The 26,211-nt window shown below is 68.6% G+C and carries 21 protein-coding genes; 14 read left to right on the top strand and 7 right to left on the bottom strand.

Translation table 11 applies throughout. The features are described 5' to 3' along the window. Window positions 1-14 precede the first annotated feature (14 nt). A complete protein-coding gene (locus tag BO221_RS36215) occupies window positions 15-1,751 on the top strand; it encodes a tetratricopeptide repeat protein (RefSeq protein WP_369865927.1) in 1,737 nt (578 codons plus the stop codon). Window positions 1,752-1,820: 69 nt separating this feature from the next. Then, window positions 1,821-2,738, top strand: a complete 918-nt coding sequence (locus BO221_RS36210) for a transporter (RefSeq protein WP_143195885.1) — start codon at window positions 1,821-1,823, stop codon at window positions 2,736-2,738. Between the two features lies 1 nt (window position 2,739). Here the strand turns inward: BO221_RS36210 and BO221_RS36205 are convergent, their stop codons facing one another. Both BO221_RS36205 and BO221_RS36200 read right to left on the bottom strand, forming a co-directional pair. After that, window positions 2,740-3,894 (bottom strand): acyltransferase, encoded by a 1,155-nt coding sequence (locus BO221_RS36205; protein ID WP_073565411.1) that lies wholly within the window; start codon window positions 3,892-3,894, stop codon window positions 2,740-2,742. A gap of 133 nt (window positions 3,895-4,027) precedes the next feature. Then, complete coding sequence (locus tag BO221_RS36200; protein ID WP_143195884.1) at window positions 4,028-6,064, bottom strand: sulfatase; 2,037 nt, start codon at window positions 6,062-6,064, stop codon at window positions 4,028-4,030. Between the two features lie 55 nt (window positions 6,065-6,119). Between BO221_RS36200 and BO221_RS54240 the strand changes: the two genes are divergently transcribed. The 10 genes from BO221_RS54240 to BO221_RS36150 all read left to right on the top strand — a co-directional run bounded on the left by BO221_RS54240 (window position 6,120) and on the right by BO221_RS36150 (window position 15,886). After that, entirely contained in the window at window positions 6,120-7,139 is a 1,020-nt protein-coding gene (locus BO221_RS54240; protein ID WP_073565409.1) for a serine/threonine-protein kinase, read from the top strand. A 37-nt stretch (window positions 7,140-7,176) separates the two neighbouring features. Next, window positions 7,177-8,151 carry a hypothetical protein gene (locus BO221_RS36190; protein WP_073565408.1) on the top strand — a complete coding sequence of 325 codons (975 nt, stop codon included), beginning with the start codon at window positions 7,177-7,179 and terminating at the stop codon, window positions 8,149-8,151. Beyond that, window positions 8,148-9,533 (top strand): adenylosuccinate synthetase, encoded by a 1,386-nt coding sequence (locus BO221_RS36185; RefSeq protein WP_073565407.1) that lies wholly within the window; start codon window positions 8,148-8,150, stop codon window positions 9,531-9,533. The genes BO221_RS36190 and BO221_RS36185 overlap by 4 nt, the downstream gene beginning before the upstream one ends. A gap of 27 nt (window positions 9,534-9,560) precedes the next feature. Continuing rightward, the gene (locus BO221_RS36180; protein ID WP_083681888.1) at window positions 9,561-10,340 is read left to right on the top strand and encodes a hypothetical protein; all 780 of its coding nucleotides are present in this window, start codon (window positions 9,561-9,563) and stop codon (window positions 10,338-10,340) included. An 8-nt stretch (window positions 10,341-10,348) separates the two neighbouring features. Next, complete coding sequence (locus tag BO221_RS36175; RefSeq protein ID WP_083681879.1) at window positions 10,349-11,368, top strand: type VI immunity family protein; 1,020 nt, start codon at window positions 10,349-10,351, stop codon at window positions 11,366-11,368. A 43-nt stretch (window positions 11,369-11,411) separates the two neighbouring features. Further along, entirely contained in the window at window positions 11,412-12,788 is a 1,377-nt protein-coding gene (locus tag BO221_RS36170; protein ID WP_073565539.1) for a cystathionine beta-synthase, read from the top strand. Between the two features lie 131 nt (window positions 12,789-12,919). Next, the gene (locus BO221_RS36165; protein WP_073565406.1) at window positions 12,920-13,696 is read left to right on the top strand and encodes a hypothetical protein; all 777 of its coding nucleotides are present in this window, start codon (window positions 12,920-12,922) and stop codon (window positions 13,694-13,696) included. Window positions 13,697-13,720: 24 nt separating this feature from the next. Next, a complete protein-coding gene (locus tag BO221_RS36160) occupies window positions 13,721-14,170 on the top strand; it encodes a hypothetical protein (RefSeq protein WP_073565405.1) in 450 nt (149 codons plus the stop codon). Between the two features lie 159 nt (window positions 14,171-14,329). Next, on the top strand, window positions 14,330-15,367 hold the full coding sequence (locus BO221_RS36155; protein ID WP_198956256.1) for a UDP-glucuronic acid decarboxylase family protein: 1,038 nt from the start codon (window positions 14,330-14,332) through the stop codon (window positions 15,365-15,367). A gap of 75 nt (window positions 15,368-15,442) precedes the next feature. Next, complete coding sequence (locus BO221_RS36150; RefSeq protein WP_073565404.1) at window positions 15,443-15,886, top strand: DUF1622 domain-containing protein; 444 nt, start codon at window positions 15,443-15,445, stop codon at window positions 15,884-15,886. A gap of 12 nt (window positions 15,887-15,898) precedes the next feature. On the opposite strand, the gene BO221_RS36145 is transcribed toward BO221_RS36150, so the two are convergent. After that, complete coding sequence (locus BO221_RS36145; RefSeq protein WP_073565403.1) at window positions 15,899-17,107, bottom strand: S8 family peptidase; 1,209 nt, start codon at window positions 17,105-17,107, stop codon at window positions 15,899-15,901. Window positions 17,108-17,289: 182 nt separating this feature from the next. Here BO221_RS36145 and BO221_RS36140 point away from each other — a divergent pair, with 182 nt between their 5' ends. Next, window positions 17,290-19,539: an ATP-binding protein gene (locus BO221_RS36140; protein WP_233166409.1), complete on the top strand. Its 2,250-nt coding sequence runs from the start codon at window positions 17,290-17,292 to the stop codon at window positions 19,537-19,539. 27 nt (window positions 19,540-19,566) lie between these two features. Here BO221_RS36140 and BO221_RS36135 read toward each other — a convergent pair whose 3' ends face one another. The 4 genes from BO221_RS36135 to BO221_RS36120 form a co-directional block, all read right to left on the bottom strand. Beyond that, complete coding sequence (locus BO221_RS36135; protein WP_073565402.1) at window positions 19,567-20,154, bottom strand: hypothetical protein; 588 nt, start codon at window positions 20,152-20,154, stop codon at window positions 19,567-19,569. Next, window positions 20,151-20,663 (bottom strand): hypothetical protein, encoded by a 513-nt coding sequence (locus BO221_RS36130; RefSeq protein WP_073565401.1) that lies wholly within the window; start codon window positions 20,661-20,663, stop codon window positions 20,151-20,153. The genes BO221_RS36135 and BO221_RS36130 overlap by 4 nt, the downstream gene beginning before the upstream one ends. Window positions 20,664-20,671: 8 nt before the next feature. After that, entirely contained in the window at window positions 20,672-23,332 is a 2,661-nt protein-coding gene (locus BO221_RS36125; protein ID WP_073565400.1) for a TIGR02266 family protein, read from the bottom strand. A 209-nt stretch (window positions 23,333-23,541) separates the two neighbouring features. Continuing rightward, window positions 23,542-24,903 (bottom strand): hypothetical protein, encoded by a 1,362-nt coding sequence (locus tag BO221_RS36120; RefSeq protein ID WP_073565399.1) that lies wholly within the window; start codon window positions 24,901-24,903, stop codon window positions 23,542-23,544. Window positions 24,904-25,178: 275 nt separating this feature from the next. On the opposite strand from BO221_RS36120, the gene BO221_RS36115 reads away from it, so the two are divergent. Then, window positions 25,179-26,207, top strand: a complete 1,029-nt coding sequence (locus BO221_RS36115; protein WP_043413179.1) for a MoxR family ATPase — start codon at window positions 25,179-25,181, stop codon at window positions 26,205-26,207. Window positions 26,208-26,211 lie beyond the last annotated feature (4 nt).

Below are 26,211 nucleotides of genomic sequence, written 5' to 3'. Positions count from 1 at the left end.
GGGTATCGAGCGCCCTGGGCTTCCGCCCCGTGCTGCTGGCACTCACCGTACTGCTCACCGCGGTCCCCACGTGGGCCCAGGACGCCCTGAAGGCGGAAGCCAAGGAGCGGCTGGGGAAGGTGGAGGCGGCGCTGGACGCCTGGGACGTGCCGGGAGCGCGCCGGGAGCTCCAGGCGCTGGAGGGAATCGTCCCGGAGGACGTCGAGCCGCTCAAATACTTCCAGGGCCGTGTGGCCTTCGAGGAGGGCCGCTACGACGAGGCCATCGAGCTGTTGCAGGCGGCGAACATCGAGGACAAGCCGGGCAGCTACCTGCGGCTGGCGAAGGACACGCGGGCGATCGTGAAGGACTACGCGCGCGCGGAGAGCGAGCACTTCATCTTCTTCTACCCGAAGGGGAAGGACGAGGTGCTGGTGCCGTACGCGCTGGAGACGCTGGAGTCCATCCACCGCGCCCTGGCCGAGGACCTGGGGCACCGGCCGCCGGGAGGCAAGATTCGCGTCGAGGTCGTCAACAACGCGCGCGAGCTCTCCAAGGTCAGCACGCTCACGTACCAGCAGATTCAGACGACGGGCACCATCGCCATCTGCAAGTTCAACAAGCTGATGGTGACGAGCCCCAAGGCGGTGGCGCGGGGTTACGACTGGCAGGACACGCTGTCGCACGAGTACATCCACCTGGTGGTGAGTCAGATGAGCCGCAACACGGTGCCCATCTGGCTGCACGAGGGACTGGCCAAGTTCCTCGAGTCGCGCTGGCGGGGCGCGCCGGGGCTGGCGATGACGCCCTCGACGCAGGCGCTGCTGGGGCGGCGGGTGAAGGAGGACAAGCTCATCCCCTTCGAGAAGATGCACCCGTCCATCGCGATGCTGCCCACGGCGGAGGACGCGGCCACGGCCTTCGCCGAGGTCTACTACGCCATCGACTACGTGCACGAGACGCAGGGCAACAAGGGCCTGCGGGAGATCATCCTCGGCCTGCGCGATGGGAAGGCGGACCGCAAGGCGGTGGAATCCGCCACGGGGATGCCCTTCGCGCTGTTCGAGAAGAACTGGCTGGCGCACATCAAGAAGCAACCGTTCCCCCAGGAGCTGCTGCCGCGCGAGGAAGTGGTGCTGAAGGAGAACGCGAAGGACCAGGACGAGAAGAAGAAGGGGCGGGAGATCTCCTTCGGGGACTTCGCGGAGGTGACGGAGGTGCCGGCGCGCAAGTTCGCGCACCTGGGCGAGCTGATGCGCGAGCGCAACCGCATCAAGGCGGCGGCGGAGGAGTACTCCAAGGCGCACCGGCTGGTGGGCGACAAGTACGAGTCCGTGTCCAACAAGTACGCGCTGGCGCTGCTGGAGCTGCGGCGGCTGGACGAGGCGGAGAAGGTGCTGCGGGGCTCGCTGCGCGTGCACCCGGGCTCGCCGAGCACCAACGTGCACCTGGGCCGCATCCTGCTGTTCCGCAAGGACTACCCGAAGGCCAGGCAGGCCTACCTGGAGGCGCTGGCGGCGGACCCGTTCGACCCGGAAATCCACATCGCGCTCATGCGCATCCACGGGGCCCTGGGCGAGACGGCGCTCGTCACGCGAACCAAGGCGGCCAGCGTGGTGCTCACCGGCCTCAAGCCCGAGGACGTGGAGCAGGTGTCCCGCGAGTTCATGCGCGAGGACAAGGAGCTCGTCGAGACGGGAGACGTGGGTGCCTCGGCGGGCAAGAACACCGCCCCCGCGCCCGCCTCCCCCGCGAAGGACGGCGGCAGGTAGCCGACATCGGACCACGAAGAAGCACGAAACCGTTCCTCCATACGTGCGGGTCCTCTAGTGTCCCGCCGCATGAATACCCGGCCCTCGACCTTCGCCCTCGCCGCCGCCGTGTTCCTCCTCGCCTCCAGCGTGGAGGCCAAACCCTACCGGGCCATGGTGACCCGCACCGCCGAGACGACGCGGAGCGGGAACCTGGAGCTCGGCCTGCGCTACCAGGGCTTCTTCGCCCTCGAGTCCGAGCGCTCCCTGCCCTACCAGCAGCTCTCCCCGAGCATCCGCTGGGGCATCCTCGACAACCTCGAGGCCAACGTCTACTTCGAGGTCCTCGGGCTCGGCCTGCCCGGCGACAGCGACTTCCAGCTGGCCTTCGGTGACATCCCGCTCGGCCTGCAGTGGACGTTCCTGGAGACGCGCCCCTTCGCCCTCGCCGCCTACGCGCGCGTCACCTTCCCCACCGGTCCGAGCACCGAGGACGCCATTCCCCCCAGCCTGTCCGACGGCACCTGGGACTACGAGGGAACGCTCGTGGGCGAGCTGCGGGTGAGCAAGGATCTGCGCTTCATGCTCAACGCGAGCTACCTGCACCAGGGAACGCGCGACCGGGGCGCGCTCGCGGACTTCGATGTCCCGGATGCCGTCCAGCTGGGCCTTGCGGGCACGTACAACATCGACAACTTCACCCTGGTGGGCCTGGAGGTCATCGGCCGCGTCTACTTCGAGCGCGCCATCACCCCGGTGTGGACGGACAACGCCAACCAGGTGGAGATCATCCCCGTGGTGCGCCGCGAGGTCTACCCGGGACTCGTGCTGGAGGCCGTGGCCGGCATCGCGGTGACTCCGGACCTCTCCGACATCTACCGCTTCCGCGCGCTGATTGGCGGCACCTACGAGTTCGACCTCGCCTCGGGCCCGCGCCTGCCCAAGGACGATGACAAGAACGACAAGAAGCCCGCGCCGAAGAAGAAGCCCTCGACGCGCAAGCGCTGACTCAGGCCTCGACGCCCACGCCCACCAGCGAGCCCGGCTTGGGCGCGGCCCCCTGCGGAGCCCGGACACGGCGCGGCTCCGGAGCACGCTGAGGCTCGCGCCAGTCGAAGCGGCCCTTGAGCTTGATGAACCAGCTCTCGAAGTAGCGGTGGCTCAGCGTGGCGGCCACCACGCTCGCCGCCAGCGTCAGCACGAAGTAGACGGCCACGCCCTGCCCCGGCAGCGCCTTGCGCACCACGTTGAGGGCCAGCATGTGCAGCAGGTAGACGCCGTAGCTGACCGTGCCCACGTAACGCACCCAGGCGTGGCCCAGCACCGGCGCCAGCGGATGCTGCTCGCGGATGCAGGTGGCCACCACCAGCGCCGTCATCACCAGCGAGACGAGCCAGTTGGGCGCCTCGTGCCACACCACGACGCCGGCCAGCAGCACCACCATGAGCGGCACGCTCCACACCTGACCCAGCACCCGCGACACCCAGGCGAACCCCTTGGGCGAGTGCGTCAGGTGCGCGGCCAGGCACCCCATGCAGATGGACGCCGAGATGCTGGTGAGCACGCGCCCGCCCAGGTGGCTCGCGTCCAGCAGCCCCGCGGAGACGGCCCACGGCGCGCCCATCGCCACCACGAGCAGCCCTCCCATGAAGAGCACCGGCGTCCACGTGCGCCGCGACAGCGCCATCACCAGCGGCCACAGCAGGTAGAACTGCTCCTCGGTGGCCAGCGACCAGGCGAAATAGAAGATGACCCGCTTGTCCGCGGCCGGCGGGACGAACCAGTTGGACGTGTACGTGAGGAAGGCCGGCAGGTTGGCGAAGAAGTCCCCGCGCACCACCGCGTCCTTCTCCGACACGAACACCAGCGCCGCGTACAGGCCGAGCACCGTGTAGTACAGCGGGAAGATGCGCAACGCGCGCCGGGCGAAGAACCCGCGCAGCGAGATGTGCCCCGCCTTGTCACGCTCGCGCAGCAGCAGCGTGGTGATGAGGAAGCCGCTGATGGCGAAGAAGAGCGAAACGCCCAGGTAGCCCCGGCCCACCAACCCCTGGTGGCTCCCCGCCACGTGGTAGGCCACCACCGCCACGATGCTCAAACACCGCAGTCCGTCCAGTCCGGCGAAGAAGCGGGCGTTCAGGAAGTCGTTATGGGCGGTTCGCATGGAGTTCCTGTTTCGTTGGTTCTCCTTGTTTAGCAGCATTGCCAGATTCTGGAAGAGTGGAACTTAAGCCCAGGTGCGAAATTTCAACTGAAATACATAGGTGTACATACGACACCGGCTCCGATGCACCGACTCAGGGCTTCGAGGCACCTACCTGGAGCCGCTGGCCGGAGGCGAAGGTGCTCCAGTCCGGGCAGTGCACCTGCCGGGGCGCATAGCGCTCGTGCCGGGGGCCCTGGGGGGAGTGGTACGCGAGCTGCGCCTCGAGCTGGGCCGTCAGCACCTGGAGCAGCGCGGCCGGAATGGGGGCCTCCGGCGAGTAGAGGTCGCGCACCTCGCCCGGGTCCTCCTCGAGGTTGTAGAGCTCATAGTGGTGGGAGGACCGGTCCAGCGTGAGTTTCCACGGCCAGCACACCACCCCATCCCCGAGCCGCAGCCCATGCAGGGTGAAGAAGATGCCCGGGTGCGGGGCGCCCGGACGCTCCAGCTCCGTCAGCGGCCGGCCCTGGAAGGACGGGTGCGGCTCGAGGCCGAGCAGCTCCAGCACCGTGGGCATGACGTCCAACTGGGAGAGCGGCACGTCCACGTCCCGGCTCGCGACGCGCCGGGGCCAGTGGATGAGCAGCGGCACGCGCAGCTGGATGTCCGTCAGGGACTTGCCGTGGGTGATGCGGCCACCCTCATAGAAGTGCTCGCCGTGGTCCGAGGAGAGGATGATGAGCGTGTCGTCCAACTGTCCGCTGGCCTCGAGGTGGCTCAGCAGACGGCCCACCTGCGCGTCCACGTACTCCAGGGCGTTGTCGTAGCGATTGAGCACCACTTCGAGCTCCTCGCGCGGGTAGTGCAGGAAGCCGAAGGTGCTGGGGTTGGGCTCGGAGGGCTGATGGCGTCCGGTGAAGCCCGGCGGAAGCGCGTACGGGAAATGGGTCCGCTGGAAGTTCACGTACGCGGCCCAGGGCGCCTTCGACTGCTCGCGCAGCCACTCGAGGAAGACATCCACCGTGAGGTGATCCGGAAGCTTGCGCTCATCGCCCTCGCCCATGTGCGGGCCGGGGTGGTCGTTGGAGTCCCGGTAGAAGGTGGGCGTCCCCGTGTTCTGGAAGCGGCGCATGCCCTGCCAGTTCTCGTTCTGACTGGAGACGGTGGCCGTGCCGTAACCGAGCGAGTGGAAGGTGTCGTGGAAGAGCATCCGTGGGTAGTTGATCTGCTCGTACTGCTCCAGCCATGGCCGGCGGCGCGGGAGCAGCGAGGACAGCAGCGCCATCTGCGAGTAGCTGGACGCGGGGGCGGTGCTCCACACGTGACGGAAGCGCAGGCTCCGGCTGGCGAGGCGATCGATGTTCGGCGTGGCGGCCCGCGAGTAGCCGGCGTAGCCCAGGTGATGGGCCGGCACGGACTCCAGGAGGATGAGGAGGACGTTGGGCCGGGGTCCCTTCCACGCCCGGGCGGACGCGAGCCACGCCTCGCCCGCGGAGAGCGGCGGACCGGGCGGCACGGACGGAGGAGGCCGCGCGCCCTTCCGCGCGGAGGCACTGGTGTCCCCTCCGAACGAGCTCAGGAGCGTCAACTCCGGACAGGAGTCCCCCACGGACCGGAAGCCCGGCGTGGTGGCGAGGACGAACAGGACGGCACCGCCGCCCAGGCCCACGGCCGCGAGCAGCGCGGGCGGGTACGGCCGCTGCGTCGCGGAGCGCCGGATGAGGAGCAGGAACAGGAGCGCCGCCACCACGAGGGCGGACATGCCGAGGGAGTAGACCTCGGCCCGGTGTCCCACCAGCGCGGCGTGGAAGAACTGCGAGGGACTGGCGAGGAACATCTCCAGGCCGGAGAACGTCGGCAGCGCGCCCGTCAGGACACGCACGCCCGTGGCCATCACGTGGTGCGCGGCGGTGAGCGTGAGCCCCGCCGTCACGAGCCCCGCGGCCACCGGGCGGCCGCCCCGCAGGTGGAGCCAGGGAGACGTGAGCACTCCACCCAGCAGACCCACCAGCGCGAAGACGCCCGTGGACACCAGTACGGCCGCGGCCCCCGCATCCTGGCCCATCCACGCCACGATTCCCTGCCCCAGCACCGCCAGCACCAGCCCCAAGCCGGCCCCGACCTGGAACGAGCGCGTACACCACACCGCCCGGGAGGGCCTCTCGGATGCGAAAACCGTCGGGGTCGTCATCGCGTGGAAACCAGACCAGTATGGCCCATGGGCACGTCGGATACCATCCGCGCCCATGACCGAGCGAGTCCTCAAATGCCCGCAGTGCAATGCGCCGATCGCACCTGCCCGCTTCGCTCGCTCGGTTGTCTGCTCCTTCTGCGGCGCCACGGTGCAGGTGGACCCCACGGCGGTCTCCACCGCGCGATTCCGGGAGACCCTCCAGGCGTGGAACCAACCGTCCAACCATGGCTACACGGCCTGGTGGACCCTCGGTGACAGCCATTGGGCGCCCGGACAGCTCATCGCACGCGGTGAGATTTCGACGGTCTATGTCGCGGAGAGGGCTCGCTGGCCCACCGAGCGGGTTCTGCTGAAGGTGCTGCGCGACCAGGACGACGCGCCCTTCTTCGACCACGAGTGGGACATCCTCGAGGAGCTTCAGCGGAGCACCGCGGCGGGTGCCTCGACCTTCACCACCCGCCTCCCACAACCGGTGGCCCGGGGAGTGCTGCGCGATGGGCCGCACGCCGGATCGCGCGCCATGGCCCTGCGATGGCATGGGAGCTTCGTCCACACCTTCGCGGCCGTGCGAAACGTGTACCCGGGAGGTGTCGACCCGCGCGTGTCCGTGTGGATGTGGCGCCGGATTCTCGAGACGCTCTCGTTCCTCCACAGCTCGGGAATCGTGCACGGCGCGGTGCTCCCGCAGCACCTGCTGGTCGAGCACGGAGAGCATGGGGTACGGCTCGTGGGGTTCAGCTGCGCGGGCCGCGCTGGGGGGCAGCTGCGCGGGGTGTGCACCCGCTTCAAGGACTACTACCCCGCGGACCTGCTGCGCTCGGAGACGCTCACGCCCGCGGCCGACCTGAAGATGAGCGCGCGATGCATCGCCGCGGTCCTCGGGGGAGATCCCTCGCGAGGCTCGGTACCGGGCTCGGTGCCGGGTGCGCTGGCGGCGCTCATCCGGCGCGTCGCCGCGGGGGACGGGGCCGGGGAAACAGGGGAGGACGCCTGGACACTTCGCGAGCGCGTTGGTGAAGTGGGACACGCGGTCTTTGGCCGCCCGAGCTTCAATCCGCTCGTGATGCCGTGAGGGCGAGGCCGCTCGCGGAGACGAAGGGGCACAGACGATGGGACACGGCAATTACAGCAGCGAGGCACACGAGGCACTCCTTCGCGGGCGCGCCCAGCTTCCGGCGCAGCAGGTCTTCCAGCAGAAGTCCTGCCACCCGCTGATGAACCCGAAGGGGGTCCGCATCCGTGAGAGCCGCGACAGCGCCGAGCATCCCAACTCGCTGGGCATCGTCTTCGCGCTGGATGTCACGGGCTCGATGGGGACGATTCCCAAGCTGCTGGCCACGCAGCTGCTGCCGAAGTTCATGAAGGTGCTCACGGACTGCCGGGTGCCGGATCCGCAGCTGCTCTTCATGGCCGTGGGCGATGCGACGAGCGACAACGCGCCGCTCCAGGTGGGCCAGTTCGAGTCCACCGCCGAGCTGATGGACCAGTGGCTGACGTGGAGCTTCCTCGAGGGAGGTGGTGGAGGAACGGGCCACGAGACGTATGAGCTCGGCCTGTACTTCCTGGCCCAGCACACGGAGATGGACTGCTGGGTGAAGCGGAAGAAGAAGGGCTACCTCTTCATGACGGGCGACGAGCTGCCGTACCCGCACCTGTCCAAGCACATCGTCGAGGGAATCGTCGGAGACAGGATGGACGATGACCTGAAGACGGAGGCGATCGTCGCCGAGCTGCAGAAGACGTTCGTGCCGTTCTTCGTCATCCCGGACCTGGAGCGCCGCAACAAGTGTGAGCGGCGGTGGAGGGACCTGCTCGGAGACCACGTGCTGTGCATGGAGTCGCCGCAGGACATCTGCTTCGTGACGGCGGGAGCCATCTGCCTCTACGAGGGGTTGGTGAAGGACGTGGACGGGCTGAGCGACGTCCTGCGGGAGGCGAACGTGCCCGGAGACCGGCTGGCGGCGACCATCCGGGCGCTGACGCCCCTGGCCGAGGCGATGGGACGCACCGGGGGCCCCGCCCTGTCCGGCACTCCGTCGGAGGGAGGGGGCCTGCAGAAGCTCATCCGTAGCGTCTTCGAATGAAGGCGCCGAGCGGGCGGCGGGCCTCCATCGTCATCGACCTGGGTTTCGGTGACTGCGGGAAGGGGCTGCTGACCGACTTCCTGGTGCGACGGACGGGAGCATCCGTCGTGGTGCGGTACAACGGCGGCGCGCAGGCGGGACACAACGTCGTCACGCCTGACGGCCGGCACCACACCTTCGCGCAATTCGGTGCGGGGACGTTCGTTCCGGGTGTCCGGACGTTCCTGTCCCGGCACGTCATCATCCACCCCACGGCCCTGCTCGTGGAGGGCGAGGCGTTGCGTACCAAGGGCGTGGGAGATGTGTTCTCGCGCATCCGCATCAGCGAGCGCGCACGCGTCATCACGCCCTTCCATCAATCCGCCAACCGCCTGCGCGAGCTCGCCCGGGGTGAATCGAGGCACGGCAGTTGCGGTGTCGGCGTCGGGGAGACCGTCCAGGATGCGCTGGAGCATCCGGAGGAGACGCTCCACGCGGAGGACCTCCGCGATGCGGCACGGTCGCGGAGAAAGCTCCAACGCATCCGCGAGCGCAAGAACGAGGAGCTGCGCGCGCTGTGGAGCGCCCTTCCCGCCCAAGGACCGGCCGGGCGCGAGCGCGCCATCTTCGAGCACGAGGGCGTCATCGACGCGTGGCTCGAGCAGGCGATGCACCTGGTGAAACTCGGCATGGTGGTGCCTGATTCGACGCTGAGGGACTGGATGACGGAGTCTCCGGCCACGGTGTTCGAGGGGGCACAGGGCGTGCTGCTCGACGAGTGGCACGGCTTCCATCCGTTCACGACGTGGTCGGACTGCACCGCCGCGAACGCGCTGGCCCTGATTGCCGAGAGTGGGCTGGACATCGAGGTGGAACGGCTCGGAGTCCTGCGCAGCCACATGGCCCGGCATGGCGCGGGGCCATTGCCGACGGAGACGGAGTTCCTGCGGCCCGTGCTGTCCGAGCACAACGCCCACAATGCATGGCAGGGGAACGTCCGCTACGGCTGGTTCGACGCGGTGCTGGCCCGGTACGCGCTCGACGTGGTGGGCGGAGTGGATGCACTGGCCCTCACCCACATGGACCTGCTGAAACAGCTGCGCACCTGGAAGGCCTGTGCTGGCTATCAGCGGGAGCCGATGCCCGGAGACTCCGAGCTCATCGCGCACCGTGGCGGGGCCGGGCTCGTCACGCGGCTGGCCGTTGCCCCAACCCCCGCACTCGACAGACAAGCGCGGCTGGCCGGGTGGCTGAGGGACGTGAGGCCATCAATCGAGGAATGTGCCGCGAACGAGGACGCCGTCCTGGAGCACCTCGAGCGGCTCCTGGGCAGAACCGTGGACCTCAAATCGCACGGCCCCCGGGCCAGCGACGTCTCGCTTCGAAGCCGAAGCTCCGCCTGAGAATAAAGTGAGCGGGCTACACCTATTATGAATAAAGCGTTCATCGTTCTCGCTGTTCTGCTCTGGCCTCCGGCCGCGCATGCGCAACCCCAACTCTCTTGGGGCGGGCAGCACGCTGGCGCGCGCACCCAGTTCAACCAATCATGTGGCGCGGCCTGTAGCGCTCCGGTCAATGCGAGTACCGGGGAGATCCTCGCGCCGGGTGCGGTCCGGGCTGGACAGGTACTCGAGAAAGTCATTCGAGCCACCGAGGCCATCCAAGGCTTCATCACCGTGAGCAGGTTCCTCGACGAGGCCCAGAAGAAAGCCGTCGAGGAGATCCTGGTCGCGTGCGTCAAGGAGGCCAACACCCAGGTGGATGATGAGCTCTTCGGAAAAGGGCGCTCCCTGCCTGATTCCGAGTGCAGCAAGGAACCCACTGTCCGAGAGAAGCTCGCCCCCACCTGGCGAAGACATCTCGGAAAGCTCAAGCACGCCGCAGCTTTCGAGTGCATCCAACGCCGGCTCTCGGAAAAGTTCCCCGACAACTTCTCCATCGAGCCGCGTCTTCGGAAAGACGATCTCACCAAGGAGGTACTGCTGACGGACAGGTGGGACGGCTCGTTGCTACCGGACATCGTCATCCATTTCACCCGGAATATCACCCGGATTCAGTGCATCTACGATCTCAAGTTCCCCTGCGGCTACGATGTGGGTGCCAATCCATGGACCGCTGAAGTCGTGGCACAGATGACGTCATATGCACGCCTCGGCGGTGAGTGCCTTCCCGCGCTCATCACTCCTCAGCGCGCCATCGTTCGCCAGTAGATGAGCCCATGACATCCATTCGCCCACGAGTCCGAATCCCAGGACCCATCCCCTATACGTCTTGGGCGCCCGAGACAGGAGAGGTCACGAACCATTGGGACCGCCTCATCGCCCGTGATGTCGTGCGCCTCGTCTTCTTCGTGCCCCGCGACCACTTCGACATCGCCGCTGGGGTGTCCCACGCGCTCGACAGCTACCTGCACGCTGTCAGCGCCTCCCCGGCTGCTCTGTCGCAATACACCTGCTGTGACTGGGAACCCAGCGAGCTCGATGAACGAGGCTTGGAGCTCATCCGGGCCACCCTGAACCCGAAGGAGCGCCGATACGCGGAGGACTACACGCGCGACGAGTCCTCCCAGGCCTTGAAGGACGGTGCGGATCCCTACTTCAGCATCTACGGCACGCAAGACAGCGGCTTCTCCCTCGAGTACCACGCCCGCGTTCCCTGGCGACAAGCTTCACCCGATAGAGCAAGCGTCCTCCGCGTCACCCTGCCCACGGAGTACCTCGAGGAGCGCGGTGCCAACTCCGTACGGGAACTCGCCCTCGAGCTGGCCTCTCGCCTTCCCTTCGCTTCCGGGCATGCCGGGCTCGCGCTGGACGTCGCGTATCCCAGACTCGGCCGGCTCGACGCCCTGCGCCCGCTGATCTTCCGGCACCCCGGCTTCGACATTCGCGACGCTGGCATTCGCGACGAGCTGGGCGTGAAGGTGGATGGCGTCCACTGGATGAATTTCCTCGGAGAACCAGTGCTTGGCGCACTGGGAGGAGCCCCGGGCCTTCGCGCCCGGCTCCACTCCCCTTCCACGGATGTGCAGGCGTTGAACAGCCAGCGAGTCCTCGTGACCCTGGGGCCAGAGCCTGAAGCGGGGGACACCGCTCACGGTCAGTCGCTCCCCGCCTATCGCGAGCTCGCATGGGTGTTGGAGCCCTGGCAGGAGCCATTTCCCTGGGACCACCTCGGCAATCAGGGCAAAGCCGCTGATGAAGAGGAGTGGCGCCGTTGGTGGCGCCGGTTCCTCGACTGAGACGCCCGCCCACACCCGGGAACGCTCGTGTACAGTGCGCGCCATGCGCTCCGCACCACAGCCCACCGACCTGATTGGCCTCATCGGAAACACCCCCATGGTGAGGGTGACCCAGCTCGATACCGGCCCGTGTGAGCTCTACCTCAAGCTGGAGAACCACAACCCCGGCGGCTCCATCAAGGACCGCATCGGCCTGTCCATGGTGACGGCCGCCGAGCAGGCCGGCCAGCTCGGTCCCCACCAGAAGCACCTCGTCGAGGCCACCGCCGGCAACACCGGCCTGGGCCTCGCGCTCGTCGCCGCCCAGAAGGGCTACCGGCTCACCCTGGTGATTCCGGACAAGATGAGTCAGGAGAAGGTCCTCCACCTCAAGTCGCTCGGCGCCGAGGTGGTCATGACCCGCTCGGACGTGGAGAAGGGCCACCCGGACTACTACCAGGACATGGCCGAGCGCATCGCCCGCGAGCTGGGAGGCTTCTACGTCAACCAGTTCGCCAACCCCGCAAACCCCCTCGCCCACGAGACCACCACGGGCCCGGAGATCGCCGCCCAGCTCGACAACCGCCTGGATGCCATGGTGTGCGGCGTCGGCTCCGGCGGCACCATCGCGGGCCTCTCGCGCTACTTCGCCAAGGCCATCCCCTCGTGCGAGATGGTGCTCGCGGACCCCGAGGGCTCCGTGCTCACCGAGTACGTGCAGACGGGCAAGATGGGCAAGGCGGGTTCCTGGGTCGTCGAGGGCATTGGCGAGGATTTCCTCCCGCCCAACGCGGACCTCACCCGCGTGAAGAAGGCCTACACCATCTCCGACAAGGAGAGCCTCGAGACGGCGCGCCTGGTGCTCAAGAAGGCCGGCATCCTCGCGGGCTCCTCTTCCGGCACGCTCATCGCCGCGGCGCTGCGCTACTGCCGTGAGCAGACCACGCCCAAGCGCGTGTGCACCTTCGTCTGCGACAGCGGCAACAAGTACCTCTCCAAGATGTTCAACGACTTCTGGATGGCGGACCAGGGCTTCCTTCCCCGCCAGGCCCACGGCGACCTGCGCGACGTCATCACCCGCCGCTACGCCGAGCGGGCCGTCGTCACGCTGACTCCCAATGACACGCTGCTCGTCGCCTACGGGCGCATGAAGCTCTACGAGGTCTCCCAACTGCCGGTGCTCGAGGGCAACAAGGTCGTGGGGATGATCGACGAGTCGGATCTGCTGCTCGCGGCCATCGACGACGAGACGCGTCTGCGCCTGCCGGTGCGCGACATCATGACCACGCGCCTGCAGACCGTGGATGTCCGCACGCCGGTGCGCGAGCTGCTCCCGCTGCTCGACAAGGGCTTCGTGCCCATCGTCGTGGATGGCGAGGAGTTCGTGGGCCTCATCACCCGCATCGACCTGCTCAACCACCTGCGGCGCAAGCTGCGCTGAGCGGGCCGTACGAGGTACCTCGTACACGGCGTAAACCCTGGCGGAGAAGGAGCCCGCTCTCACGGAGAGCGGGTGGTCCTCCTCGGCGCGTGGGTGGTATGTGCTCCGCCCTTTTCTGGAGGAGACACCCCATGCGAACCCTGAGCATCGCCCTGCTCGCCCTGGCCATCACCGGCTGCGAGACGACGTCGGGCACTGGCCGGAAGACCGCCGCCGAGCGTGCCGCGGAGCTCCAGCGCTATCGCGAGCAGAAGGCCGCCGAGGAAGAGGCCCGTCAGAAGGCCATCGCCGAGGGCCGTGATCCGGAAGAGGCCGTCAAGGCGATGAGGGCCGCCCAGGCTCCGGCCACCCCAGAGACGCCCGCCTCCCCCGAGACGCCCGCCTCTCCGGCCATTGCCGGGATGCCCGCCACTCCAGCCGTGGCGCCCGCGGCTCCCGCGCTGCCGGTGGGGCCGCGCATGGGTCTGTTCGGCCTCCGCGCTTCGCTGTTCGGCAGCACCCTGGCCACGGGCGACTCCGCGGGCACCAGCTCCACCGTGGGCGTCCGGTACTTCTTCACCGAGACGGTGGGCGTCGACCTGGATGCGGGTTTCGCCTACGCCTCCGCGGGGGAGACGTCCGTCACGGGCCTGTCGCTGGGCCTCGGGCTGAACGCCTATGGCGGCGCCCCGGGCTCGGCGCTCCGTCCCTTCTTCTCGCTGGCGGGCTCGCTCAACCAGGTGGGTGCCGCGAACACGAGCACCAGCGTGCTGACGCTCGCGGCCGGTGGCGGCCTGGAGTACTGGATCGCGCCGCAGCTCTCCGTGAGCACCAGCCTGATGCTGGGTCTGGCCGTCGTGCCCAACGCGGAAACCCTCGCCATCGGCACTTTCCGGCCCGGGCTCGGTGTGACGCTGTATACCGAGTAAGGCGTGTCATACTGACCGCCCCCCATGCTCTCCCGGCCGCTCGAGAATGGAACCCGGACGTGGACGTCCCCCAACGGGGAGCTGCGTCAGTGGAACCCCGCTCCCCATGTCCTCGTGTTGAGGTTCCGCGGCGCCCTGTTCGACGCGGAGTTCTGCCGGGTCGCCGTGGCGGTCATCAATGAGTTCGCCGCCAGCAACCTGGGGAAGATGGACATCTTCCACGACTGGGAGGGCATGGTGCTCTACACCACCGATGCGCGGACCGAGCTGACCGAGCTGGGCCTGCGCCTCATGCCGCGGCTCAACTCCCTCAATGTGCTGTTCAGCACGAGCTTCGTCGAGATGGGCGTGACGATGGCCAACATCACGTTGGGGGGCATCCGCATGTTCGCCCAACGCGAGGAGTTCGAGCGGGCCATCCGCCAGGCCGTGGAGTCCCGGGGCGGTACGTACACGCCGCTGCCGCCCGGGTGACTCACCGCGGCCGATGCCGGGATGCCGTGCAGAGGAGAACGCCATCGCCGCCGTCCGCCGTCCGCGGCCCTCGTGGCATGTCGGGCAATCAACCCTCACATCCCCGGCATGTGCGGCCACCGCTCCCTGGAAGCCACGTGCGGCACCAGCCTCCCGCGCATGAATCGAATCCTCGGGAAGCGGGCCGTCGTGTTGGGGGGAGCGGGATTCCTCGGATCGCACCTGTGCGAGCGGCTGCTCGCGGATGGCGCCTCCGAGGTCATCAGTCTGGACAACTTCGTCACCGGTGATGAACGCAACCTCGCCGGGCTGCGGATGAACAAGCGCTTCATCTCGTTGCACCACGACATCACCGAGCCATTCAGCTTCCACGGGCCGGTGCACTACGTCTTCAACATGGCCTCGCCGGCCTCGCCCATCGACTACGCGCGGTTGCCCATCGAGACGCTGCGCGTGGGCGCGCTCGGCACGGAGAATGGTCTGCGGCTGGCGCACCAGCAGGACGCGGTGTTCCTCCAGGCCTCCACGTCGGAAATCTACGGGGACCCGCTGGTCCACCCGCAGCGCGAGGAGTACTGGGGCAATGTGAATCCCATCGGCCCGCGCTCCTGCTACGACGAGGCCAGGCGCTACGGCGAGGCCCTCGTGGCGGCGTACCGCCGCGTGCACCAGGTGCGGACCCGCATCATGCGTATCTTCGACACGTATGGGCCGCGCATGCGGCTCGATGATGAACGCGTGGTGCCCGCCTTCGTGGGGCAGGCGCTCCGGGGCGAGGACTTCACCCTCTTCGGAGATGGGAGCCAGACACGCTCGTTCTGCTACGTGTCGGATCTCATCGACGGCATCGTGCGGCTGGCGATGTCGGACGTGGAGGAGCCGGTGAACATCGGCAACCCGCGCGAGATGACCCTCCTCCAGTTCGCCGAGGCGGTGCGCGATGCCATGGGTGGAAACAGCCGCATCACCTTCGAGCCGCTGCCCAAGGACGGTCCGAAGCAGCTCCAGCCGGACATCACCCGGGCGCGAAAGCTGCTCGGCTGGGAGCCACGGGTGCGGCTGGAGGATGGCCTGAGGGAGACGATCCGGTACTTCCGAGACCTTGCGGAGCGTCCGAGTGCTCCGTACACGTCCCATTCCCTGTCGGACGCGGGTTCGCCCGAGCATGACCTCTTCGCGCAGAACATGAGGCTCTAGAACGCGCTACGCTCGCTCCTGGGGTACGAACCGGGCGGCCCTCCGGGCACCGAGAGCTACGACTGAAAGGCGGGCATGGACTTCAAGGCGTGGGTGTCACTCTCGGCGCGCCTCTTCGAGGGCGCGGGCGTGGCGGTGATGGTGGTGGGCACGCTCGTGTCCATCGTGCTGGTGCTCGCCCAGTACCGCCGCGGGGGCGGTGAACACGCCTTCCGCACCATCCGGGAGAAGGTCGGCCGCTCCATCCTGCTCGGGCTGGAGCTGCTCGTCGCCGCCGACATCATCCGCACCGTGAGCGAGGAGCCCACGTTGCGCGGCGTCATCGTGCTCGGGCTCATCGTGCTCATCCGCACCTTCCTGAGCTTCACCCTCGCCGTGGAGCTCGAGGGGCACTGGCCGTGGAAGAGCGCGGAGCTCCGCGCGATGCAGCAGCAGGGACGGCTCACGCCTTCCGGCGCACAGCCCCACTCCGGGCAGGAGGCCCGGACTTCCGAGCCACGGCCTCCCCAGGAGCCCTGAGTTCTCCGGGCGTCAGGCCGCGGACCGGGCGGCCGAGGCGCGAGCGGCGGCCACGGCGGCCTCGAGGTCCAGCTTGCCGCTGGTGCTCACCTTCCCCTTCAGGTCCGGATCCACCTCCACCGTCTTCACCAGCAGGTCACGCACCTCGGCGGCCGTGAGCTTCGGGTTCTCCGCGAACATCAGCGCCGCGGCGGCCGCCACGCGCGGGGTGGCCATGGAGGTGCCGCTCATCTCCTCCCAGCCGTTGCCAGGCACGGTGCTCAGCACGTCCTCGCCCACCGCGGCCAGCTCCACCACCTTGTCGCCATGCGACGAGTAGCTCGCGAGCTTGTCGTTGTTCTTGTCCATGGACGCCACGGTGATGACGTTGGGCAGGTCCACGTTGGCCGGGAAGTCCGCCACCTTGTTCATGTTGCTGCCGTGGCCGTTGGCGGTGGCCGCCACCAGCAGGATGTCCGCGTCCGCCAGCTTCTGCACCGAGCTCTTCCAGCGCTCCTGCGAGGCCACGTCCCGGAACTCGTCACCGAAGCTCGCGTTCACCGCGCGGATGTTGGCGCCCTTGGACTTCATGTCCACCACGTAGTCCACCGCGCGCTCGAAGTTCGTCAGCAGATCCTCTCCGTCGTAGAGGCCTCCCACCGACAGGATCTGCGCCTTGCCCGCGGCCACGCCGGTGTTGCCCTCGCCGTTGTCCTCGGCGGCGATGATGCCCGCCACGTGCGTGCCGTGATCCGTGCCCGCGCCCTCCATCGGATCTCCCGAGCCGAAACCCACGTTGAACCCGTGGATGTCGTCCTCGATGCCGTTGCCATCATTGTCGAGGCCGTCCCCCGCCACCTCGCCCGGGTTGGTCCACATGGAGCCGTCCAGGTCCGTGTGCTTCGTATCCACGCCTCCGTCGAACACGGCGATGACGGGCGCGCCCGTCGGCGTGGGCCTGGGCTCCACCGGGCCGGTGGGCTCCGTCTTGCGCGCGGTGGACGCAGGCGCCACGAGCGCGTCCCCCAGCAAGGGGAGCTGCTGCGGGCCCGGGCGCTGCCCAGTGGGACGGTCCACGAAGTTCGAGCGGGCAGGTGCCGGATCGAATCCATCCACCGGGCGGTGCACCTCCGCGCGCGCGGCCACGGGCGCCGCCGGGGCGGCCTGGGGAGACGTCACCTCGGAGGAACGCGAGGCCTTCACTGGAACGGACGGGCTGGAGATCTTGGAGAGCGTGGTCATGGCGTGTAGGCCTTTCTGCTGAATTATCGGCGCATGACGCAGGGTGTTGCTTTTCTCCCTACGAATTCTCCGCCCCCACCACACTGCTGATCCAAGAAAAACAGGGAGCTTCTCAATACTTGGGACTTCAAGGAAGGCGTACTGTCTAGAGCCGGAAACTTCCGCTCGACAGAGGCCGCCTCATGCCGTTCTCCCTCCGTCCCTCTTCCTCCCTGTCGCGCTCGACGCTCCTGCAGATGGGGGCGCGAATCGCGGGAGTGGTCGCCCTGGCCACGCTCTTCAGCTACCTGCACGTGCTGCAATCGGTGCGGGCCGAGAACCTCGCGAGGCTGGAGCGGTACGTGGTGGAGCGCAGCCAGCGCGAGCAGGGCATCTTCGTGCTGGCGCAGGACAACCACGCCGTCCTGCAGAAAGCCTTGGAGGAGAGGCTGCGCGCCCTGTCTCCCGAGGAGGTGGGCGCGCGTTTCGACAACCTCTTCGTCCGGCTGTCCGACGGCAGCGTCCGCAACCGCCCCGAGCTCTTCGACGGTACGAGGATGCCGGGCCTCATGGTTCCCCAGGGGGTCGTGCTCGACGAGGGGCTGCGCCGGAGCATCCTGGCCGCATATGACGTGCTCGCCCAATACGGGCCCGCCCTGCACACGCGCTTCACCAACACCTACGTCGTGCTGCCGCAGAACGCGCTGGTGCTCTACTGGCCGGAGCGCCCCACGTGGACCCAGGATGCCAGGAGCACCATGTCGTTCCTCGGGCTCGAGCTCTTCGGGATGAGCCAGCCCGGGAAGAATCCCCAGCGGAAGACGGTCTGGAGCGGCATCTACTCGGATCCGGTGGACCGGAGCTGGATGGTCTCTGTCTCCACGCCGCTGGACCTGGAGGGCCGGCACGTCGCGACGATCGGCCACGACGTACTCATCCAGGAGTTGATGACGCGCACCATCAACGACCATCTCCCGGGCGCGTACAACCTGCTCTTCCGCGACGACGGTCAGCTCATCGCCCACCCTCGGTTCACCCGGGAAGGCGACACGGGCGTCTATTACATCCCGGGCAGCGCCGGGCGGAACGGCGAGAAAGCCCCCAGCGTCACCGAGGAGCAGCAGCGCGACCTGCGGAGCATCTTCGAGCGGGTACGCCACGGTCCGGCCGGACAGACGGTATCGGAGCTGCCGGAGCATGAAGCGTACATCGGAATGTCACGGCTCTCGGGTCCCAGCTGGAACTTCGTCACGGTGCTGCCCGAGCGCGTGGTGTCCCAACCCGCGCTCCGCGCCGCGCGCCAGGTGCTGGTGGTGGGCCTCGTGGCATTGGTGGCGGAGCTCGCCATCATGTCCTGGGTGCTCCGGCGGCACGTCACCCGCCCGCTGCTTGCATTCACCCAGGCCGCGGAGCGGGTGGCCGCCGGCGACTTCCACGTGGAGCTGGACACCTCGCGCGAGGACGAGCTGGGGCAACTGGCGCGGGCCATCCGGTCCATGGCCGACAAGGTCCAGCATCGCGAGGAGGCGCTGCGCCAGGCCAATGAGCACCTGGAGCAGCGGGTGGAGGAGCGCACGCGAGAGCTCCAGGACGTGCATGACCGGCTGGTGCTGACGGCCCGGCGCGCGGGCATGGCGGAGATCGCCACCAACGTGCTGCACAACGTGGGCAACGTGCTCAACAGCGTCTACACCGCGGCGCAGCTCGCCCGGGAGCGGATGGGCCAGATGCGGCTCGAGCAGGTGGGACGGGTGGCGGGCATGCTCCAGGAGCACCAGGCCGAGGTTGGCACCTTCCTCACGCAGGACGAGCGCGGCCGGCATGTGACGCCCTTCCTGAGCAAGCTGGGAGAGACGCTGCTGAGCGACCGCAAGGAGCTGCTCACGCTGCTCGAGGACGTGGGCCGGTTCACCGAGCACATTGGCGACATCGTCAAGGTGCAGCAGAACTACGCGCGGACGCCCCGCATGCACGAGCCCGTGCACCTGGAGGAATTGCTGGAGGATGCGCTGCGCATCAACACGGCCGGTCTCAACCGGCAGGGAGCCCGGGTGGAGCGGCACCTGACCGCCCTGCCGCCAGTGCTGACGGACAAGCACAAGCTGTTGATGATCCTCGTCAATCTGATCAGCAATGCCACCCATGCCCTGGAAAGGGGGACCCCGGGCGAGAGGCGATTGATCGTGACGTTGGAGCGCAGCCCCGGCGACTACGTCCGCATCGAGGTGCGGGACACGGGCATGGGCATCCCGCCGGAGATGCTGGTGCGCATCTTCCAGTACGGCTTCACCACCCGGGAGGAGGGGCACGGTTTCGGACTGCACTCCAGTGCCCTGGCGGCGCAGGAGCTGGGGGGCTCGCTGAAGGTGCACAGTGAGGGGCCGGGACGAGGGGCCACGTTCACGCTGGAGATTCCCTGCCCCCTGGCCGAGGCTCAGGGAGGCGCGGCCTGAGGGGACTCCAACCCCGCGTCCATGGCATCAGGGAAGGTTGCCCAGATCGCTATCGAGGAGCACATCGAGTAACGAAGGTTCTCCTCCTTTGAGGTAGTAGTAGACGCATCGGCCGGGGACAGGCTCGTTGGCCAGCTCGAGCGGGAATGGCTGGTAGCCGAGCGCCCGCTCCAGGTGCTGCACGAGCAGCTCCGCGTGTTGCCTGATGTCGTCTGGTGGCTGCAAGAAGAACTGCGGCCGGGTCCATGTGTCATCGGCCCGGATGTGCTGCACCGTGACGTAGACGAGATAGAAGGGAGCGAGCACGCTCACAGCACCCGCCAGACGGGTCAGAATCCGCCCTCCCTCTGGTAGAGGGCGCTCCAGATACACACAACACCGGCGACAGGCGGACATACCAGGTTGCGTCACGTCCCCGACGGGACGGCCGGGAAATGCAGCCATGAGCTCACTGAGAAGAGAGTCCCAGCGCTCCCAGGCCAGCGCCGTCTTCCAGGACTTGGACCAACGCTGGAATTCGGGAGTGGATCTGTCGATGTCGACGAAGACGGTGCTTCCGGGAGGATAGTTCTGGTGCGCGATGCGGATGAGCTCCGCTTTCGTGAATGCCCTCATGGCCTGGAAGGTTTCGGAATGTCGAAGGGAACGGTTTCGATGCCCTCGGAGACACAGGCGCTCACCTTGGCGCCTATATGCTTCGCATTGAGCATCGAGCCATAGAGGGTTTTGAAATCGTTGCACAGCGTGAACATCATTTCTCCACGCGGAGCACTGGAGAGGACCTTATACGCAGCACGATTGGCCATCTCGGCCGCGTCCTGCCGAGCCACCCAAAGGGGGATTTCATTCTGACCGTTTCGCAGAGGGAGCCCGACCTCGAACTTGCAGACCGTCGTCGCCCCCGAGTCGCCCTCCGTGATGCGCGCATGAATGCAGACGGCTTGCCATCCGCCCGGTTGCGCATCGGAGCTCTCGACGGTCGTCTTGAACCAGAAGTGCTCAGGAGTGATGCGCCCGACCACGCTGTTGCGGTCGGTGCATCCTGTCTGACCGCTGGCCCCCCACAGCACGAAGCCAACGAGCAACCACGCGCGTGGAAGCCAGTAGCGCCGTGGGAGCACCATGGACTCCCTCAGGCCTTGCCCACGACCTTCTTCAGGAAGCCCCAGAAGCGGCCCGAGCGCTCCTTCAAATCCTGGCCACGCCGCTCCTCCGCCGCACGCGCCGCGTCCGAGGCCACGCCCAGCCGCTGCCGCAGTTCCTCCGGCGTGTAGCGCGTCGCCAGGGTCGCCTTCATCTCCTTGCGCGTCGAGTACTCCTGTGCCGTCACGTGCAGCACGCACTCGGAATCCAGCCGCAGCGTCACCGCCACCCGCACCGAGCCCTTCGGGCCCTTCGGCAGCCCCTCCAGCCGCACCGTCCCCAGGTACTCGTTCGCGGAGATGTGCGTGTCCTCTCCCTGGAAGATGGACAGCTCCATCACCTCTTCGTTGTCCCGCGTCGTGGAGATCGCGAACGAACGCTGCGCCGGCAACGGCGTGTTGCGCTCGATGACCCGCGTGAACGCTCCCCCGGGCATCGCCACGCCAATCGTCATCGGCAGCACGTCGATGAGCACCACACTGCTCACCTTGTCCACCGCGTTCGAGTACAACGCCGCGCCCAACGCCACCGCCTCGTCCGTGTTCACTCCCGCGTGCGGCGGCTTGCCGAACACTTCCTTCAGCTTCTCGCGCACCAGCGGCATGCGCGCCTGTCCGCCCACCATGAGGATGTCGTCGATCTCCCCCGGCCTCATCTTCGCGTCCAGCAGCACGTCCCGCACCACGTCCAGCGTGCGCATCACCATCGGCACGCACGCCCTCTCCATCTCCGCCCGCGTCAGCGTGACGTGCAGGTCCCTCGGCTGCCCCGACTCGTCCATCATCAACATCGGGATGTGGACCTCGTAGGTGTTGGCTTCCGACAGCGCCACCTTCGCCCGCTCGGCCGCGTCCGTCACCCGCGACAGCGCGATCCGGTCTCCCTGGAAGCTCACCTTCTCCTGCTGCTGGAAGCGCTCCAGCAACAGGTCCACCAGCACGTTGTCGAAGTCCATGCCGCCCAGGAAGATGTCTCCTCCCGTGGCCAGCACCTCGAACACGTTCCGGTCGATGCGCAGGATGGTCGCGTCGAAGGTACCGCCGCCCAGGTCATAGACGAGCACCTTCTTCGTCACCTCGCGGTTCAGCCCGTACGCCAGCGCCGCCGAGGTGGGCTCATTGAGAATCCGCTCCACCTTCAGCCCCGCCATCCACCCCGCCCGGCGCACCGCCTCGCGCTGCGGCTCCGAGTAGTACGCCGGCACCGTCACCACCGCCCGCTCCACCTTCTGCCCCAGGTGCTGCTCCGCCAGCTCCTTGCACTCGCGCAGGATGATGCCCTGCACCTCTTCCAGCGACAGCACGTGCTCGCCCATCCGCACCGCCGCCCGGCCTCGCGCGTCGGGGATGATCTCGTAGTGGAAGCGCTCGCGTACCTGGTTCACCACCGCGCTGTCGAAGGGACGCCCCACCAGGCGCTTGGCGCCGTAGATGGTCTGCTCGGGACGCAGCAACACCTGGCTCTTCGCGCGGTGGCTCACCAGCAGCTTGCCCTGCGACGAGAGCGACACCACCGAGGGGATGGTGTTGTAGCCCTCGCGCGAGCGCAGCACCATGGGCTTGTTGTTCGTCACCACCGCCACGCACGAGTTGGAAGTGCCCAGGTCGATGCCGATCACCGGGCCCTTGCTCTCGAGGTTCGCAGGCGGCGTGAGGAAGACGGTACGCACCTGCCCCGGTGAGCTCTTGGGCTCGGGAGGCAGCGGGGCCGCCGGTTTCGCCGCCACCGGCGCGAGCTGCGGTGCCGCCTGCTGCGTCTGCGGAGGAGCCCTCTGCGGTGCGGGAGCGGGCGGGGCCACGGGGGCCGCCGGAGCCGCGGGGCGGGCAACGGGCGGCGGCGCGGGCTTCCTCGCCGGAGGCCGGAAGCCCTGGCCCGCGACGGGCCGCGCGAACTCGAGCGGCTCGTCATCGTCGGACGACTCCAGCTCCAGCTCCACCGCACTGCTGTTCTGGCCCGTGCGCACCGGTGGGGGCGGCGCGGCGGGTCCGGACGTGGCCGCCGCCGAGAGGTCCGCCAGATCGAACTCCTGCATGCTGTTGCCCTGGCGCGCGGGAGGCTTCGCGGCGGGCGGCGGCTCGGCCCGCTGCCTCTCCGGAGGGAGCGTGGCGGCAATGAGCTCGTCGAGCGGAATGTCGACGGCGGTGATGGGCGGCGGGGGAGGCGGAGCGAAGGGCTCGGGCGGGCGTGCCACGGGAGCGGGCCGCGAGCCGGGAGCGACAGGCGCCACGGAGGGAACCCCCTGCACCGGCGCCACCCCAGGAGCGGCCGGCGGCCTCGCGGCTGGCGGAGCGCTCACGGGTGCCGCCGGGGCGAGCCCCCCCTTGCGCTGCAGCATCCTGTCCACGAGGGACTGGGAGGGCGCGTCCAGCTCCGTGAACTGGATGCCCATGCCGGGAGGCCCGGACAGGTCCTCGGGCGGCCGCACCCAGCGCACCACCGCCGAGCCCTTCATCACCCGAAGGCCATCGGCGATGCGCACCTCGAACTTCACCGGGGTGCCCACCGGCTGCGGCTCGCGCGAACGGATGAACATGCCCCCGGGGCTGATGTTGACGGCGAACTCCTCGACAAAGCTGCCGATGTCCGTGTGCTTGAGCTTTACCAGCAGACCCACGGCCTTGCGGTCCGCGGCGCGCCGTCCCTGATCCATAGCGTCTGACTGTCGCGGGTAAGACCGGCCCGCTCAAGTCTTTCTCTCCGCCTCCGCTCCCCTGCCTGCCGCCCTCCCGCTCCAGGTGCGGTCATGGACGACCCCCGCCCACGCCTCCCACCCGCGCGAGACGCACCGGGTAGGGCCTCCAGACGGGAGACCCGCCAGGTTCTTTCCGTTTTCTGGGGAAACAGGGGACGAAGGACGGCTCACGGAGCGAGCAGCCGCAGGAAGGCGTCCTGGTCCCACGCGCTCCCCGCGCTCGAGCCGCCGTGGCGCTGATGTCCCACGAGGGTGAAGCCCTGCCCCGGGACGAAGTCCAGCGTGGTGCCCGCCACCGGGCAGCCGCCCTCGGGGCACTCGCCGGGAGACAGCGTGCGCTGGTCCCGCTGCGCGCCCTCCGGTTCGTACGCGCTCAGCGTGCCGCCACAGACGGCCACCACCTGCCCCGCGTCATCCAGTGCCACCGCGGGCGAGGCCGGCCGCGTGTCGCAGGCGAGCGATTGGGCCCAGCGCTCGGCGCCGTCCGGGCCCGCCGCGAGGACGAAGGCCTCGGAGCCCGAGAGCCGCGAGCCGCCCCAGACGAGGGGACCGCGCAGCTCGCCCACCAGCACCACGCCCCCGTCGCGCTCCGGCCTCAGGCCGGTGACGTCGCCGTCCACGCCCCGCAGCTCCTTGCCCCACGCGAGCCGCCCATCCCGCTCGAAGGCGAGCAGCAGCAGGGCCCGGCCCCCGGCGCTCCCGAAGGCCCGTCCATCCACCGTGAGCGCCCCCACGAGGCGGCCGGCGAGCAGCGTCCGGCCCGAGGGCGCGAGCGCCAGCGCGTGCAACCGCGAACCCGGGTCCACCCGATCCAGCTGCCGCGTCCAGAGGAAGGCCCCCTGCGCGTCATGGTGGGCGAGCACCGGCACGGGGCCCTCCGGCGTCCACTCCTCGGCCGTGACGAGCACCCCGCCCTCGCCATCCGCCGCCATGCCGTACACCTTCTGCCCCGCGCGCCGCTGCCAGAGGGGCTGGCCCTCTCCGGAGAACTTCACGAGGAAGCCATCGGTGGCCGCGCCCAGGCCGAAGTCCAACGGGTACAGGAAGGCATTGCCGGAGAGGAACACCTCCCCCGAGGGCGAGGCCGCCAGGCGCGGCGAGGCCACGCGCATCCGCGAGAAGTCCCGGGCCCAGCGCTCCGCCCCATCCGGGCCGTACTTCGCCAGCGTGAGGCCCCGGCGCTGACCGGGCACGGACTCGCGCTCCTCGTCCTCGCGCGGCGTGGAGAGCCACACCATGGCGATGTCCCCCCGCCCATCCACGGCGAGCCCCGTCCCGGTGTCGTCCTGCGGCCCGCCGAGCCGGTGGAACCAGGGCCGAGCGCGAGGCGGCTCCCCCGCCTCCGGCTGGAGCGGCGTGGAAGGCGGCTCGGAGGGCGTCGAGGCAACCGGACTGGTACCGCTCCCTTCCCCACCCGCCGGGGTCTCCTCCACCCCAGCGCCTCCACAGCCCGTGGCCAGCGCCATCAGCGCGGTGGGGACGAACCAGGTCCAAGCACGGTGGGTGTGAACTCCTGACTCTCGGTGCATGCGCTTCTCCCCCGTCCTTCCTTCCGGCCGGAGCGGCCCGGAGTGACGAACCGGGGGAAGGTAATGGGGCTGTTCCCTCTGGCATCCCCCCGGCCTCGGGTCCGCCGGAACCCCCCTGGGGGGTAGGGAACCGGACTCAGGGTGTCCTGGAGCGGACGAACGTCCTGTGGCAGGAATACCCGCCCTCTGGAACGGTTGGCATCCCACGTTCGCGCCGTGGTCCCCCTGAGAACCCCTTGGACCGCGCGCCGCCGGAGATTAAGAGAACCCTTCTCATGGAAAACGCCGCCCCCATCGCCCCGACACCACCGGAAGCCACCAGCGAGGACCTTCAGGCCGTCGAGGAGCTCGCCCGGGCCAAAGCCCAGATTCTCGGGCAGATCGAAAAGCGTGTCGTGGGGCAGCGCGACGTGGTGGAGCACCTGCTCATCGCGCTCTTCGCCCGCGGCCACTGCCTCTTCGTGGGTGTGCCCGGCCTGGCCAAGACGCTGCTCATCTCCACCCTCGCGGACGTCCTCAACCTGTCCTTCAACCGCATCCAGTTCACCCCGGACCTGATGCCCTCGGACATCACCGGCACGGACATCCTGGAGGAGGACAAGGCCACCGGGCACCGCGCCTTCCGGTTCCTCAAGGGGCCGCTGTTCGCCAACATCATCCTCGCGGACGAGGTGAACCGCACCCCGCCCAAGACGCAGGCCGCCCTGCTGCAGGCCATGCAGGAGTACCGCGTCACCGCCGGCGGCCGCACCTACCCGCTGGAGCTGCCCTTCCTCGTCTTCGCCACGCAGAACCCCATCGAGCAGGAGGGCACCTACCCGCTGCCCGAGGCGCAGCTGGACCGCTTCATGTTCCTGGTGGACGTGGGCTACCCCACCGCCGAGGAGGAGGTGGAGATCGTCAAGTCCACCACGGGCGGCTCGCAGCCCAAGCTGGAGAAGATCCTCTCGCCCGAGCGGATCCTGGCGCTGCAGGAGCTGGTGCGCCGGGTGCCGGTGCCCGACCACGTGGTGCGGTACGCGGTGGAGCTGGTGCGGCACACGCGGCCCAAGGAGCCGGGAGTGCCGGAGTTCATTGCGAAGAACGTCTCGTGGGGCGCGGGGCCTCGCGCGAGCCAGTACCTGGTGCTGGCGGCCAAGGCACGGGCCATCCTGAATGGACGCTTCGTGGCCTCGGTGGAGGACGTGAAGGCGGTGGCCCGCCCGGTGCTGCGCCACCGCGTGCTGCCCAACTTCACCGCCGAGAGCGAGGGCACCACCTCGGTGAAGCTGGTGGACCAGCTCGTCGCACTGGTGAAGGGATAGCGCC

It is taken from the genome of Archangium sp. Cb G35, from assembly GCF_001896145.1.
GTDB lineage: Bacteria > Myxococcota > Myxococcia > Myxococcales > Myxococcaceae > Archangium > Archangium violaceum.
This window is presented reverse-complemented; position numbering and strand designations above follow the sequence as displayed.